We start from the raw sequence: 14,591 nt of genomic DNA, 5'->3' as shown, positions 1-14,591 counted from the left end.
CTTGGTTAAGTTCATGTTTAGTTTTTTGGTTATGTAAAAATAAGGCTTTTTAAGCTAAAACTATTGCTTTAGTAAATGCTTATAATCTTCAGGAGTATCAATATCTACTAAGTTTAGAGAGGAGTTTACTTTTATAACATTGTTGTTATGTTGTAATAGAAAATTCTTAGCACCCTTATCTCCTTTTAAATTTAATAAATGATTAAAGTATTTCTTTGGGAAAATGGCTGGAACTCCAACACTACTTTGATAGTTAGAGGCAATTATGTTGGAAGGGTTCTTTTTTGAAGCTTCAATCAACGAGTTCAAATATTCAGATGTAACATGAGGTTGATCAGCTAACATTATTAGAGTATTGTCAAAGCAGTGTTTTTGTAAAAGATTAATTCCTTCTACTATGCTAGTACTTAATCCGTTTTTATAATTAGGGTTGTAAATGACTTTAATAGGTTTTGTTGTAAGTTGTTTTTCAATCACATCTTTATTAGCTCCCAATACACAAAACACATCTTTTATGGTCGATTTTTGAGCTTGTTCAATAGCCCATTCTAGTAAGGTAGTATTTTTGTAAGGAAGTAATTGCTTTATTTTTCCCATTCGGGAAGCACTGCCTGCAGCCAATATGAGAATCGCAGTTTTTTGCATTATATTAATTGTGGATTCGTCCAGTAATCTTTTTAAGAGAAAAAACTTCTTTGTTACGAATTACTGATAATATTTCTGCTAAGATTGATAAAGCAATTTCTTCTGGGGTTTCTGCTCCAATATTTAATCCAGCAGGGGTATGAATTTTATCTAAAAATTCATCAGTAATATCGGGTGAAAATTCAAACAGTTCGTTAAATAGTTTTTCTCGTCGTTTAGCAGCACCTAAAATACCTATATAAATAGGATTTTGTTCTTGTAACTTAATCAACCAACGCAAATCATATGTGAAATTATGATTCATAATAACAACAGCAGTATTGTTATTTACTTGAGAAAGTTGGATTGTTTCTGGAGTTTGTGCAACTACCGATTTAACTCCAGGAAAGTCGGTTAATTCTTTTGGATCCTTAATGGAAGTAACAACATCAACTTCCCAGCCTAACTGAGTGGCTTGAGTGCAAAGTTTTACAGCATCATGCTCGCCGCCAATAATAAGTAAACGAAATAGCGGTTGTAGGGTTTGTTTAAAGCTAGTTAAATGGTCTGTTTTTTCAGGATAAAACTCTTTATTAAAAGAATAGGTTTGTTGATTGTTAAATTGAATTACAGAGCCAAAATTACCATAAGATTCATCTTCTTTTTGAAAATAAGATGTGATGTTATACGGTTTTCTTTGAATGTTGTTTTCTGAGAAAGCATGAATAAATTCAGCTGAAAGATTAAAAGGTTCTAAAAGAACATATAATATTCCCTCGCAACCTAAACGATAACGACCATCATAGGTTATTACTTTAGGTTTGTTGTTTTCAAAAACCGATTGTGCTCTACGTTGTACTTCTTTTTCAACACAGCCTCCGCTAATGGCTCCAATTATTTTTCCGTCAGAAGATAGTAACATTCTAACTCCTGGTTTTCTATATGAAGAGCCGTCTAAATCTACAACTGTTGCCAAAACATTTTGTATACCTTGTTGCTGATTTATAGTTGCTTGTTGTATTATTTCTTTAAGTTCGTGTGTCATTTATATAAAAAACTCTTTTAAAAGTACGCTTTTTTATCACTCTATTAAAAATTAATAGTGGTTAATAATTTATTATTTTAGCAAAAACCTTTTTCATGAATAGTTTGATACAAGAAACAGAGCAGTTTGTAATTGATTTGCTAAGTGAGAAATTAGATAAAAACTTTGTATATCACAATATAGCTCACACTCAACGAGTGGTTGAAAAATCACTTGAGTTAATTGAAGGAGAAAATTTTTCAGAAGAACAAATACAATTTTTAACACTAGCAGGATGGTTTCATGATGTTGGATATACGGTTAATCCTGAAAATCATGAAGAGGAAAGTATAAAAATAGCAACAGATTTTTTACAAGGTAAAGAAGCATCAGAAGAGGTTATTGATGAGGTTTCAAACTTAATAGCTTCAACGAAAATGGGAGCTAAACCTGTAACTGAGTTAGAAAAGGTTTTAAGAGACGCTGATTGCTCTCATGTTGGAAGTAAAAATTATAGTGATTTTAATGAGTTACTGCGAAAGGAAAGGGAGTTAGTATGTGGAAAAAAAATAAAAACGGTTGAATGGGATGATTCTAATCTTGAATTTTTAACAAAACATCGTTTTTACACCAGTAAAGCTTCTAAACTTTGGGAAAAACAAAAGAGTAAAAATATAGCTCAGCTTTTAAAAAGGAAACAAAAGCAGACACAAGAAGAAGCTAAGTTAAAGCAGAAAAAAGAGGAGTTAGCGTATAAAAAAAATAAAATTGAATTACCAGAACGAGGTATTGAAACTATGTTTCGTGTAGCGCTTCGTAATCATATTACGTTAAGCGATATTGCTGATACAAAGGCAAATATTTTACTATCTGTAAATGCAATTATTATTTCGATGACATTATCGACGTTAATTCCAAAATTAGATAATCCGTCAAATCATTATTTGATTACACCTACCATAGTTTTTGTGTTTTTTACAGTAATATCAATTGTATTGTCAGTTTTAGCAACAAGACCTAATGTTACTGAAGGAAAGTTTACTAAAGAGGATGTAGCTAACAAAAAAGTAAACCTTTTATTCTTTGGGAACTTTCATCAAATGAAGTTGCCAGATTTTGATTGGGCTATGAGCGAAATGATGAAAGACCGCGATTATTTGTATGGTTCTCTTACCAAAGATTTATATTTCTTAGGATTGGTTTTAAATAGAAAATATAAGTTACTACGAATTACGTATACTGTTTTTATGATTGGTATTTTAGTAAGTGTAATATCGTTTGCAATTGCATTTTATATACAAGAACAACAAGCGTCAAAAGTAGGAGAAGTTGTTTCAATGTTATTGCAATAGTTATTTGAACTCTTGGATGAGTTCATCAATAGTCATTGTTTTTTGAGTATCAAAATTTTTATTGTAGATAACCTCTACACGCAATGCTTTTAACCCTGAAACACCTTGTAAATCTTCAATGTCTAGTTTTTCTACGCTGCCTAGTAGTTTTTTAGATTGTAAATATTTAATGTACTTGTAATATTCTTCAGCATCTTTGTCTTGAGAGTATACAATTGCTATTTTACCAGGAACAGTTAATCGCTCTTTGGTTCCTTTAATGTGAGCTTTATCAATACGCTTTTTTATAATTTCATAACGAATGTTATAGGCGCCATCAACATCAAATTGTTTTTCATCCATTCTAAACTTAATTGCTAACGGATTGCTATGTACTAGAATTAACGAAGCAACTCTGAGTTTGTGTTCCATTTTTTCAGTAGCTTTCAAGGCGACATTTTCCATTTCACACATTACTTGTAATTGCCATAACCTAAGGTTGTATAAGTATAAGTCGTCATATTTTTTCTCTTTAGTTAATGACTGCCCTATGTACATGTTATACTCAACACCATCGGTTTTATAACGCTCAAAATAATGAGGGAACATTTGTTGTGCTTCTTCTTGTCTAGCGTCAATAAAAGAAGCCAGTTTATCATTTAGTAAAGTAACACTATCTTCATAAGCTTTACGCTTTTCGTATACTACTTGTAAGTTAGGATCTAAACGATTGATATATGATTCTACCAAGAAGCTTAAATCGTTATTAACCATTTTTATATGATTAAATACAGGGTAGATTTCGCGTTTTAAAAAATCTAAAATGGCTATTTCATCACCAGCTTTCAATCCTTTTTTTACTTCTGATAAATATTCTTCAACCCTAAATCGTAATTCTTTATAAATAGGAAGGCTTTCAACTTTACAGGCCTCTAATAAAACAGAAATGGCTAAAGAAAGTTGAGTAGTTAGATCTTCTTTAATAGCCGTGTTTCTAGCTATAGAAGAACCCTTAATGTCAGATTGACCATATAAAGGGTGCACGTCTGGAAAAATAATATCCTCAATTTTAACTTTTTCCTTTGCTTCATATGATTCTCTATGGAATCTTTCAGCAGCCTCATAAAAACGCCATTTTACAGTTGGGTGAATTGAGGTGTAATTTTCCTGAATTGTAGCTTCAAGTACATTTTGATGCTCTTCTGAGAAACGATCAACCGCTATTTTAAACAGCGGAATCAAGTCTTGTAGTTTATTTTGATTGATAGAGTTTAGTTCAAAAGGTCTTGGCGAAGCAAATTCAATAATCGCTAAGCTGTTATTAGTTGAAGCTTGTATTGGAACTAAAATAATACTACCAATATTTTTGTCTTTTAAACGGTGGTAAAAATTCTTGTTATCGGTTTGTTTACCATACTTTTCTACATCTGAAATGGCAAGGGTTTCTTTGTTTATAAAAAGTTTTTCTAAAATATAATTACAGAAAATGCAATCGCAAGAAACATCTTTCTCATAGTTTAAAACAAGGCTTTCTTCTTTATTTATATGTGAAGATGAAAAATTGTTGGAGTCGGTTTCGAAAATGGAAAATCCAAGAGATAAGTCATTTATGCCAAAAAACCTGCGAAATATTCCTTGTAGTGTACTAACCAGATCGTCGTCTTTTTTTATAAGACTGGTTCTTATTTCTGAAATAATTTCATCGGTTGTAACATCAAATAGATTCATTATTCCAAATCCCTTAAAGATGTAGGATTCAGGAGGGAATTTTTCTTTCCAAACGTCAATATCATCAAAATTGTCAAGTAAAAACTTAATATCTTCTTCAGTTATTTTCGGAGCATTTTCAGTTGGATAAATCTCCATGAAATCAGCATTAAAAGCTGCACGATATTTTTTTACTGTGTTGGTTGTTTTATCAGGAATATCAAAATAAAAGGGGCGTTTTATGTCGATGGAATAGTTATAAACATCTGTTAATATGATACTACAAGCGTATTTATACATTAAATCATCTTCAAAATGACGAACTTTTAATTCATAGTCTTCTCCGGCATTTTGTAATATTTTTTCAAATCGATTTGTAAACTTGAAAGAAGTAAAAGTAAACGGAATACTAACTGCCTTAATTTCATTTTCTAATAGTAACTCAGGAAATAAAGGTTCTAGTAACAACTCAATAGTGTCCTTATGTTTTTCTAATATAGATTCATCAGAAAAACCATCTATTAACTCAGGAGCTTTTATTGCTTCTTTAACTATATTTTTAGAAGACTCATGATACGGATGTCTCTCATGCTCTTTAGCCGCATACTTTTGAAATAAAGCAACAATTTTTTCAAAACTTATTTTAAGTTTAAAAGGAAGCTCTATATTTAGAATGTCTTTTGTTCGTCTTATATTCATGGAATGAAAAAAAATGAGTCTGTACAAATTTACAAAATTGTAAGCATGTAGTCGTCTTTATTACCATTCCCTTTCAAAAAACAGTAGCTTTTAAAGTCACTGTTTTTTAATTTTTAACAATCGTTTCCATAAAAAATGTTTAAAATAAAAACGATTGAGTGTGTTACTAATTGTTACGGTTGTTTGCGTGTTTAGTTAAGCTTAAAAACGAGCGGAAGAGCATTTTTCGTTTAAAATATCTTCTGAGCTAGGATTATACGCATTGTTATAAATAAAGCTATTTTCATCAAAATCTTTATGCTTAATTTCGGTTAGTAACTTTTTTAATCCACAGAAGTTATCAAGTTTACTATTGTTTGAAATATTAATAACTCCACGTTCAAAGGTGTAATTAGAAATAGCTTCCAAGGTTGTAATTTCAGGATTATTCTGAATAAAAAGCTTCTTTCCTGTTAAGTTATTATCATAAACTACGTTTTGAATACCATCAAGAGAAATTAGCTTGATGTTGTTTTTTATTTCTATTAAATAGCTCACAGATTTTAAGTTTGATAAATCAGAAATGTTATTTAATGAAGCATTGTTTATAATTTTAATAGCAGCTGTACTTGTTAATTTAGATAAGCCTTTTAAACTATGAAGTTGATCATTATTTTCAATAGTAAAATATAGTTCACAAGATGTTAAGTTTTGTAAACCTTCCATAGTTTTTAAAGAAGTATTATTTTTAATTACAATAGTGTTTATATCTTTTATTTGTTCTAGTCCATGTAAATTTTCTAAAGCCTCATTTCCCGTAATGTTTATTTTATGTGCAAAACTTAAGTTCTGTAACGTATTTAAATTGGTTATTGCAGGGTTTAAGCCAATTGATAATTCTTGTTGAATAGTTTTTAAGTTATGAAGCCCGTTTAAACTTTGTAATAAATTATTACCTAAAATACGAAGAGAACTTACACTAGTAACATTAGGTACAGCTTCAATATTTGTTAACTCATCATTGTTAATAATAACAAGTCTTGCATCAGGAGAAGCTAATGTTGTATTTTCCAAACCGTTTAAGTTTTCAAGTGTGGTGTTTACAACAAACAAATCACCATTTATTTGATTAAGGTCGGTAAAACTAAAAAGGGTTGTTATGTTGGAAGCTTCTCCATTTATAATTAAGTTTCCATTAATAATATTGTATCCTTTTGAGGTAAAATTGTCAATATCTTCTTGACTTTTTAACTCTACATTACCTTCAAATTGTTTTTTATCAGTAAAAAACTTGTATTCAGTAGAAGTAATAGTTTTGTTATTTATGTCTTTGGCGATTACTTTACCTTGGTATTCAGTTAAGCCTTTAAGTTCTTCAAACTCGAAAGTGTTCCCGTCAATATGTTCAGCGATTAATTCATCGCCTAAGTAAAGGTCGTAATAGGTGGTTTTGTTTTGTGAATTATCAGTATTAGTCCATTCTATTTTGCTGTTTAACGGATTAGTTGAACTAATTTTTACAGTTAGTTGCGCAGAAGGAGGTAGCTGATTGTCTTCTGACTTAGAGCAAGATATGAAGAATAGGATTATTGCTGTTAATTTGTATAAATTGTATTTGTGCATTGTATAGCTAATTTTTTAATTTAAATAAGTAAATATTGGGATAAATTAACAAAAAAAGGGAACGATATAAATGGGGTGAAAAGTTAAATTATATGTTAAATATAATGCTTAGGTATAGGGTTAAAAAATAAAACCCCTTACCAGTTTTTGATAAGGGATTTATAGTTTTTTTTTGAATGGAGATTTAAAAACGGAAATCGTAATTTTTTATTTTTCCTTTCTTGCCTAAGCTATTGAATTTCCAACTAAACCCTAGCATAAAATATTGTTGTAATACGGTGCTTTCAGAATCTTCTATATAATTTGAAGTAGCTCTACGTTGGGCGTTGGTGTTTTGATTCAATAAATCATAAGCTTTTAAACTAATAGTACCTTGATCTTTTAAGATAGAGTAGGCTAGGGTAGCATTCCAAAACCAAGCAGATTTATTAAATCCAATTACGTTAGGGTTGTATGTATAGCGAATATCATTTCTCCATTCTAATTTTTTAGGAACAGTAGTTTTGGTTCTTATATTAACAGAATGTCTAGTGAAATTTTGATTTTGATCAGTGTTAACGTCGTATTTAGTATTTGAAAAAGAAATATCATAGTTTCCTTCAATAGAAGCAACCTTATCCCAATCTAAAGTAGCTCTAAAAACAGGACTTATTGAAGTTGTTTTAGCTCCCTCCTTGATGTCATTTATAATGTTAAAGTTTTTGCTAGCTCTAATATTTGTGCCAGCTCTAAGTTGAAGACTTACAATAGAATCTAATTTTATTTTTTTACTATAGCTACCACCTCCCCAAAAATCATAACCGCCATCTGTATTTTCATAGGTAGTGTTTCTTACTAAATCATCATCGATAGAAGTATTTGTTATTACTTGGTTCTCATAAAGAGTACCGCTTAAATAAAACCAAAATCCTGTTCGAGCTTGCCAGTTAAACTTATTAAAATTAATATAGGCTCTATGGTTTTGAGTTGGTTTTAGGTTTGGATTACCTTTAATAATATTAGAAGGGTTGGTAACGTCAGTAAAAGGTTGAATTTGATTAATACTAGGAGCACTGTTGTTTAAACGATAATCAAAATAAATAGAAGCTTTAGAGTCAAATCTATATCTGAAACTAGCATCTAAATCTAAATTATTATATTCTTTTTTTAAGCTCAATTCAGGACGTAATTTATCATTGTTTTCTAAGGTTCTGTTAACAAAACCAGTTCCAAAATTTAAACGCCATTTTTTAGTTCTGTATACCAATTCTACAGAGGGAATTTTAGTAATATCGTTGTATATAAAGTCAGAACTTAATCCAGTATTAAAATCACTGTACTGTTGCGTTGTTGAGTTAAAATCAAAGGTGTTTTCTTTGTTTTCTCGTTCATCACGTTGATAACGATACTTAGTATCTAAAAAGAATTTTTTGGCAATAAGAGGAAAACGATAGGTTAGGCGTGTGGTAAGTCCCATTAAGTTGTTTTCAATAGTGCTTTTTTGGTCTCTATTTTCTGTACTAGGGTTACTTCCAAAAGTTTCAATTGTAGACTTATTAATTTCTTCGGTATCTGCTTTGTCAATACGATTACTTATTGAGGCTTTAATAAACGAACCTTTTGCTCCTAGTTTTTTTGTAATATCTAATCTGTTTTGAAAATTGTTTGCTTCCGATTTAGAGTAAGCAGAGCTCACGTAGCTATTAGTAAGTGTGTTGTCTTTATCTAAAGATTCTTCTTGTCTACGACTACTTCCTTCTCTTTTATTAAATACAAAAGTAGGCTTAATGTTGATTAAGAATGTAGAATCTATTTCAATGTCAAAATCAGTGTCAAAACTATGATTGTGATTTTCATCATCAGAAATAGTAGTTGAGTTAGAAAAGTACTTCCTGTCTGGAAGCGTATATTCTCTATTGCTTTTTGATTCGTTGTTAGAAGTACTTCCAGAGTAAAAATAGTTGGCGTTTACATCTAAACCTTTGCTAAATTCATCAGCATAGGTTGCACCAGCGGTTTTTGACTTTATAATACCACTACCACCGCCAAAACGTCTTCCGTTAATACTAAAACCGCCGTTTCCACCTAGCCAAATATTACCGCCTCCTCCAAACATTTTTTGAATTTCTCCAAAGCTAAATCCTGGAGAATTAATATTGTTTGTACTGGCTAATACGCTAAATCGTTGGTTGTTATCAAAACGGTTTATCATGGCGGCTCCTTCAAAGCGTTTGTCGGTTCCAGCGCCACCAGATACTCTACCAAACCAACCTTTATTATTTTCTTTTTTTATGGTAAGGTTTATAGTTTTGTTATTTGCATCTCCTTTTTCACCAGTAAAAGCTTCTGATTTAGATTTAGTATCGGTTATTTGAACTTTTTCAATAATGTCTTTTGTTAGGTTTTTAGTAGTAATGCTTGGGTCGTTTCCGAAGAAAGGCTTCCCATTAACCAAAATCTTATTAACTTCTTTCCCGTTTACAGTAATTTTTCCATCTTCATCTACTTCAACACCAGGTAATTTTTTTAAAAGATCTTCAACGTTAGCATCTTTTTTGGTTTTAAAAGACTTTACATTAAATTCTAGAGTATCTTTCTTAATGGTAATTGGAGCTCGTGATTGTATAACTACTTCACTAAGTATATTACTTTCTTCTTTTAAAAATATGGTGCCTAAATCAAGGCTAGAGGTTTTGTCTAGTTGTATTGATTTGGAATAACTGTCCATTCCAACATAAGAAATAAAGAGCTTTACGTCTTTACTAAAAGATTTGCCCTCTAAAGAAAACTTTCCTTTGTCGTTAGAGATAGTATAAGTAACAATAGAACTGTCTCTAGCTTTTTCTACATGAACTGTTGCTGCCTCAATAGCAGTTTTGTCTTTTTCAGAATTAATGGTACCAGTAATTTTGAACGGATAGGATTGAGCAAAAATTGAACTAGTAAGTAATAAGGTAAAAATAAAAAGTAGTTTTTTCATTGTTTATAGCAAAATGATTTTCAAAGAGCTACAAATAAAAAGAAAAAACTACTTTCTAAGAGTTAAATATTGTTAAACTTATTTCTGTCTGAAATAAATACTAATAGGTACTCCATTAAAGTTATAATGTTCGCGTAACTGATTTTCAATATAACGCTTGTAAGGGTCTCTAATATACTGAGGTAAATTAGCAAAGAAAGCAAACTGTGGTGTATGCGTCGGTAATTGCATACAGTACTTTATTTTTATGAATTTACCTTTTGTTGCTGGAGGCGGATTATGCTCCATAATTTCTAACATCGTTTCGTTTAACTTACTTGTTTGAATACGACGTTTTCTATTTTCAAAAACTTCAACAGCAGTTTCAATAGCTTTAAAAATACGTTGTTTTGTTAATGCTGAAATAAATACGATAGGAACATCGGTAAAAGGAGCAATTGCTTGACGAATTTTAGCTTCAAAATCACGCATAGTATTGGTTTCTTTTTCAACTAAATCCCATTTATTTACTAAAATAACAATTCCTTTTCTGTTTTTCTCGGCTAGCCAAAATATCTTTTCATCTTGTCCTTCAAATCCACGAGTTGCATCAATAACTAATACGGCAACATCACAATGTTCAACAGCACGTACAGCACGCATTACTGAATAGAACTCTAAATCTTCTTTTACTTTTGATTTTTTTCTAATTCCAGCGGTATCAACTAGGTTGAATTCAAAACCAAAACGATTATATTTTGTATCGATAGAATCTCGTGTAGTACCTGCAATATTGGTTACAATATTTCTATCTTCACCAATTAAAGCGTTAATAAATGATGATTTACCAGCATTTGGACGTCCAACTACAGCAAAACGAGGTAACTCATCTTGTTTTTCTTCGTCTTCTTCAGGCTCAGGAATTTCTTCCGCAATAGCGTCCAATAACTCTCCTGTTCCGCTTCCATTAATGGAAGAAATAGTGTAGTAGTCTCCTAACCCAAGGTTGTAAAACTCAACAGCATCAGCATCACGCATTGCATTGTCAACTTTGTTTACAGCCATAAATAATGGTTTTTCAACCTGACGTAAAATTTTGGCAACCTCAGCATCCATAGGGGTAATACCTTGTTCAACATCAACTACAAAAACAATAATATCAGCTTCATCAATAGCTAACTGAACTTGTTTACGTATTTCTCCTTCAAAAATATCATCAGATCCAACAATATAACCACCAGTATCAATTACAGAAAATTCTTTTCCGTTCCATTCAGATTTTCCGTAGTGACGATCTCTTGTAACTCCACTAACAGAATCAACAATAGCTTCACGACGTTTTACTAATCGGTTAAATAAAGTGGATTTACCTACATTTGGTCTTCCTACAATCGCAATAATACTCATTTTGCAAAAAATTTGTGCAAAGATACAATTTAGTATATGATTTGTAATGTTTTTTAGATAGTATATAGTTTTTGCTATATTGTTGGCACCTAATATTTTATTTAATGGATGATAAATTATACAACCAGATTTTTTTAAAACCTCGTTTTCAATTAGAGTATGAAATAAATTCTCAGGTTTTGTTAGAAGAAATAAAGAAGCATTTAAACGATATTTCTAAGTATAAAATGAAGGTTGTAGACAATCATGTGGTAATTGATGTACCAGAAAATGAATCTCATTTGTGGTCACCGCAATTGCATATTGAAATAGAAGAGGTTTCAGAAACTTCATCAAATATAAAAGGATTGTTTGGTCCCAAACCTCAAGTGTGGACTTTTTTCATGTTTTTACACTTTTTGGTGGGAACAGCTTTTGTGATTTTTGCGATTATAGCTTACAGCAATTGGTCGTTAAAAAAAATAACAATGCTGCCTATAGTAATGCTGGTTGTTTTACCTATTGTATGGGTTGCTTTATACTTGGTAGGAAGCCTAGGAAAATCAACAGGGAAAAAACAAATGGATGAATTAAAAGAATACACTAAACAGTTGTTACGAAGAATAAAAGGTTAGTCTTTGTATCCAAATCGTTTTAATTGACGTTCGTTAGATCGCCAATTTTTATTGATTTTTACATGTAAATCTAAAAACACCTTCTTGTCAAAAAATTGCTGAAGGTCTTTGCGGGCTTCAGTTCCAACACGTTTGATTGCACTTCCTTTGTGTCCGATGATAATTCCTTTTTGTGTTTCACGTTCTACCATAATAACAGAACGGATCTTTATAATATTATCTTCTTCAACAAAGCTTTCAGTTTCAACTTCTACAGAATAAGGGATTTCCTTTTTATAATGTTGAAGAATTTTTTCACGAATTTTTTCATTCACAAAAAAGCGTTCAGGTTTATCGGTTAACTGATCTTTTGGGTAAAAAGGAGGAGAATCTGGTAAAAGCTCAATAATTTTATAAAAAACGGTATCTACATTAAAGTTTTCAAGAGCAGAAATTACATACACAAAAGAATTTGGAACCTTCTTTTTCCAGTATTCAATTTTAGCTTCAACCTCTTCTTGAGTCGATTTATCAACTTTGTTTAACAGCAAAATTACTGGAATTTTGCTATTAATTATTTTGTTGAAAAAAGCTTCGTTTTTAAGAGCTGTTTCACCAACTTCTACCATGTAAATAAGAACATCAGCATCTTCAAAGGCAGATTTTACAAAATCCATCATAGATTCTTGCAATTCATAAGCTGGTTTTATGATTCCTGGAGTATCCGAAAAAACAATTTGATAATCGTCTCCATTAACAATCCCCAAAATACGATGTCTAGTAGTTTGCGCTTTTGAAGTGATGATAGATAGTTTTTCACCAACTAGTGCGTTCATCAAGGTAGATTTCCCAACATTTGGGTTTCCAATAATATTTACAAATCCTGCTTTATGTGTCATAGTGCAAAGATAGGTTGTTTTGTGTAAGAAGTATTTATTTTTTATGTGCTTGTTATTTAAAGGGATATCTTTATATGAAAAATAAATGCTTTTTTATTTGGGCAGAACAAGAAAAAGGATGTATATTTGCAACCGCAAATCGCGGGATAGAGCAGTAGGTAGCTCGTCGGGCTCATAACCCGAAGGTCGCAGGTTCGAGTCCTGCTCCCGCTACAGAGCTAAAGAATTGAAAACTAACGGATTGTTTACGACAATCCGTTTTTTTATGTCTTTAACTTTGTTACTTTTACGTGCCGTAAACACTACCGTAAACACTTTTGAGATGAAATTGAACTTTACAGAACCTAAAATTTACACTGGTGGCGTGCTGATTTCAGAGTGGTCGAAATTGACGAAATCTGAACAAAAAACAGCATTAAGTAGAGATTGGTTTATATATTATTCTTACAGAAATCCCGAAACTTTAAAATTAAAACGTCAACCTTACATCAAAGCAGGCGTAAACAAATTAAAGACAAAAAGGGAACGTATAGCTTTTTTAAAAACAATGAAAGAAGCCTTGTTGAAATTACTTCAAGCAGGCTTTAATCCTTATCAAGATAATTCGGAATTAGAAGCCCAATTGTTTAGTGATGCTAACGAGAATACTATTTCTGATGTTACTATTGTCGACGCAAAAATAGCGCAAGAAAAAACGCAAAAAGCGCAAATTAATTCAGAAACAATAGCAGAGTTTGAAGAAATCTCTATTGTTAAAGCTTTTGAACTCGGGTTACGTTTAAAAGAAAAATTGATGAACAAAAATTCTTATACGAAATATAAGAGTCGAATTCATCGTTTTTCAAAATGGTTAAATACAAAAGGGTATGAAAAACAGTCTATCAACTCTTTAAATAAAAAACTGATTATTGAATATCTAAATGAAGTTTTGCAAAACTCAAGTGCAAGAAATAGAAATAACACAAGAACAGACATCAGTTCGTTATTTCAAATTTTAGAAGACAACGAACTCATTACAGAAAATTACGTTAAGAAGATAAATGTTCTTAAATCAATTCCAAAAAGAAACAAAACCTATACACCTCAACTTCAAAAAGATATTTATGAGTATTTAGAAGACAACGATAAACACTTACTATTATTTATTCAATTTATATCGTACAACTTTTTACGTCCAATTGAAGTGTGTAGATTGAAGGTTGAAGATATTGATGTCAAGGACAAAAAGCTATATGTAAAAGCAAAGAACAGTCCTGTAAAAATTAAAATTATCCCTGATATATTACTAAAACAACTTCCAGACCTTACGCAAAAAAGCGCAAAATCATTTTTATTTACACAAAACGCAATGGGAGGAGCGTGGGATATTGAAGAAAGTAACAAACGAGATTACTTTACCAAACGTTTTAAGAAAATCAAAGATTATTTTAAATTAGGAAATGAATATGGTTTGTACAGTTTTCGACATACTTTTATTACTAAATTATATAGAGAACTACGAAAAACAAACTCTCCTTTTGAAACAAAAAGCAAACTGATGCTGATTACAGGACATACTACCATTACAGCCTTAGATAAATATCTAAGAGATATAGATGCAGAATTGCCACAAGATTATTCTTCATTGATAAAATAGGTCTTAGAAACTTGGCAAATCGTTGCAAAAAGTAGCAAAACCTTGCAAATCTTCTTGAGTCCTTGCAAAACGTGACAGGGTTATATTAGAAGCTATTACTATTGTGCTTTAATTCAGTTTTAAAGCAAAAA

10 protein-coding genes and 1 tRNA gene are annotated in these 14,591 nt (G+C 31.0%); 4 read left to right on the top strand and 7 right to left on the bottom strand.

Translation table 11 applies throughout. The features are described from left to right. Positions 1–60 precede the first annotated feature (60 nt). Together D6T69_RS00130 and D6T69_RS00125 are read right to left on the bottom strand one after the other, a co-directional pair. Positions 61–645 (bottom strand): nucleotidyltransferase family protein, encoded by a 585-nt coding sequence (locus D6T69_RS00130; RefSeq protein ID WP_125065881.1) that lies wholly within the window; start codon positions 643–645, stop codon positions 61–63. A 4-nt stretch (positions 646–649) separates the two neighbouring features. Next, entirely contained in the window at positions 650–1,669 is a 1,020-nt protein-coding gene (locus D6T69_RS00125; protein WP_125065880.1) for an XdhC family protein, read from the bottom strand. A 95-nt stretch (positions 1,670–1,764) separates the two neighbouring features. Between D6T69_RS00125 and D6T69_RS00120 the strand changes: the two genes are divergently transcribed. Then, a complete protein-coding gene (locus D6T69_RS00120; RefSeq protein ID WP_125065879.1) occupies positions 1,765–3,000 on the top strand; it encodes a Pycsar system effector family protein in 1,236 nt (411 codons plus the stop codon). Here the strand turns inward: D6T69_RS00120 and D6T69_RS00115 are convergent, their stop codons facing one another. From D6T69_RS00115 to der, 4 genes are all read right to left on the bottom strand, one after another. Then, on the bottom strand, positions 3,001–5,385 hold the full coding sequence (locus D6T69_RS00115) for a GAF domain-containing protein (protein WP_125065878.1): 2,385 nt from the start codon (positions 5,383–5,385) through the stop codon (positions 3,001–3,003). It abuts the gene before it with no gap. A 201-nt stretch (positions 5,386–5,586) separates the two neighbouring features. Next, positions 5,587–6,987 (bottom strand): hypothetical protein, encoded by a 1,401-nt coding sequence (locus D6T69_RS00110; RefSeq protein WP_125065877.1) that lies wholly within the window; start codon positions 6,985–6,987, stop codon positions 5,587–5,589. A gap of 184 nt (positions 6,988–7,171) precedes the next feature. Then, a complete protein-coding gene (locus tag D6T69_RS00105) occupies positions 7,172–9,946 on the bottom strand; it encodes an outer membrane beta-barrel protein (protein ID WP_125065876.1) in 2,775 nt (924 codons plus the stop codon). A 78-nt stretch (positions 9,947–10,024) separates the two neighbouring features. Continuing rightward, positions 10,025–11,332 (bottom strand): ribosome biogenesis GTPase Der, encoded by a 1,308-nt coding sequence (gene der / locus D6T69_RS00100; RefSeq protein ID WP_125065875.1) that lies wholly within the window; start codon positions 11,330–11,332, stop codon positions 10,025–10,027. 104 nt (positions 11,333–11,436) lie between these two features. On the opposite strand from der, the gene D6T69_RS00095 reads away from it, so the two are divergent. Continuing rightward, entirely contained in the window at positions 11,437–11,946 is a 510-nt protein-coding gene (locus D6T69_RS00095; RefSeq protein WP_125065874.1) for a GTP-binding protein, read from the top strand. On the opposite strand, the gene era is transcribed toward D6T69_RS00095, so the two are convergent. Then, complete coding sequence (gene era / locus D6T69_RS00090) at positions 11,943–12,869, bottom strand: GTPase Era (RefSeq protein ID WP_262706671.1); 927 nt, start codon at positions 12,867–12,869, stop codon at positions 11,943–11,945. The two genes, D6T69_RS00095 and era, sit on opposite strands and share 4 nt — an antisense overlap. Before the next feature lie 95 nt (positions 12,870–12,964). Between era and D6T69_RS00085 the strand changes: the two genes are divergently transcribed. After that, positions 12,965–13,037 (top strand) — tRNA-Met (locus tag D6T69_RS00085). A gap of 52 nt (positions 13,038–13,089) precedes the next feature. Then, entirely contained in the window at positions 13,090–14,460 is a 1,371-nt protein-coding gene (locus D6T69_RS00080; RefSeq protein ID WP_121146205.1) for a tyrosine-type recombinase/integrase, read from the top strand. Positions 14,461–14,591 lie beyond the last annotated feature (131 nt).

The organism is Tenacibaculum singaporense (genome assembly GCF_003867015.1).
GTDB lineage: Bacteria > Bacteroidota > Bacteroidia > Flavobacteriales > Flavobacteriaceae > Polaribacter > Polaribacter singaporensis.
Note: the sequence above shows the minus strand (reverse complement) of the source record. Positions and strands in the feature narration are given on the sequence as shown.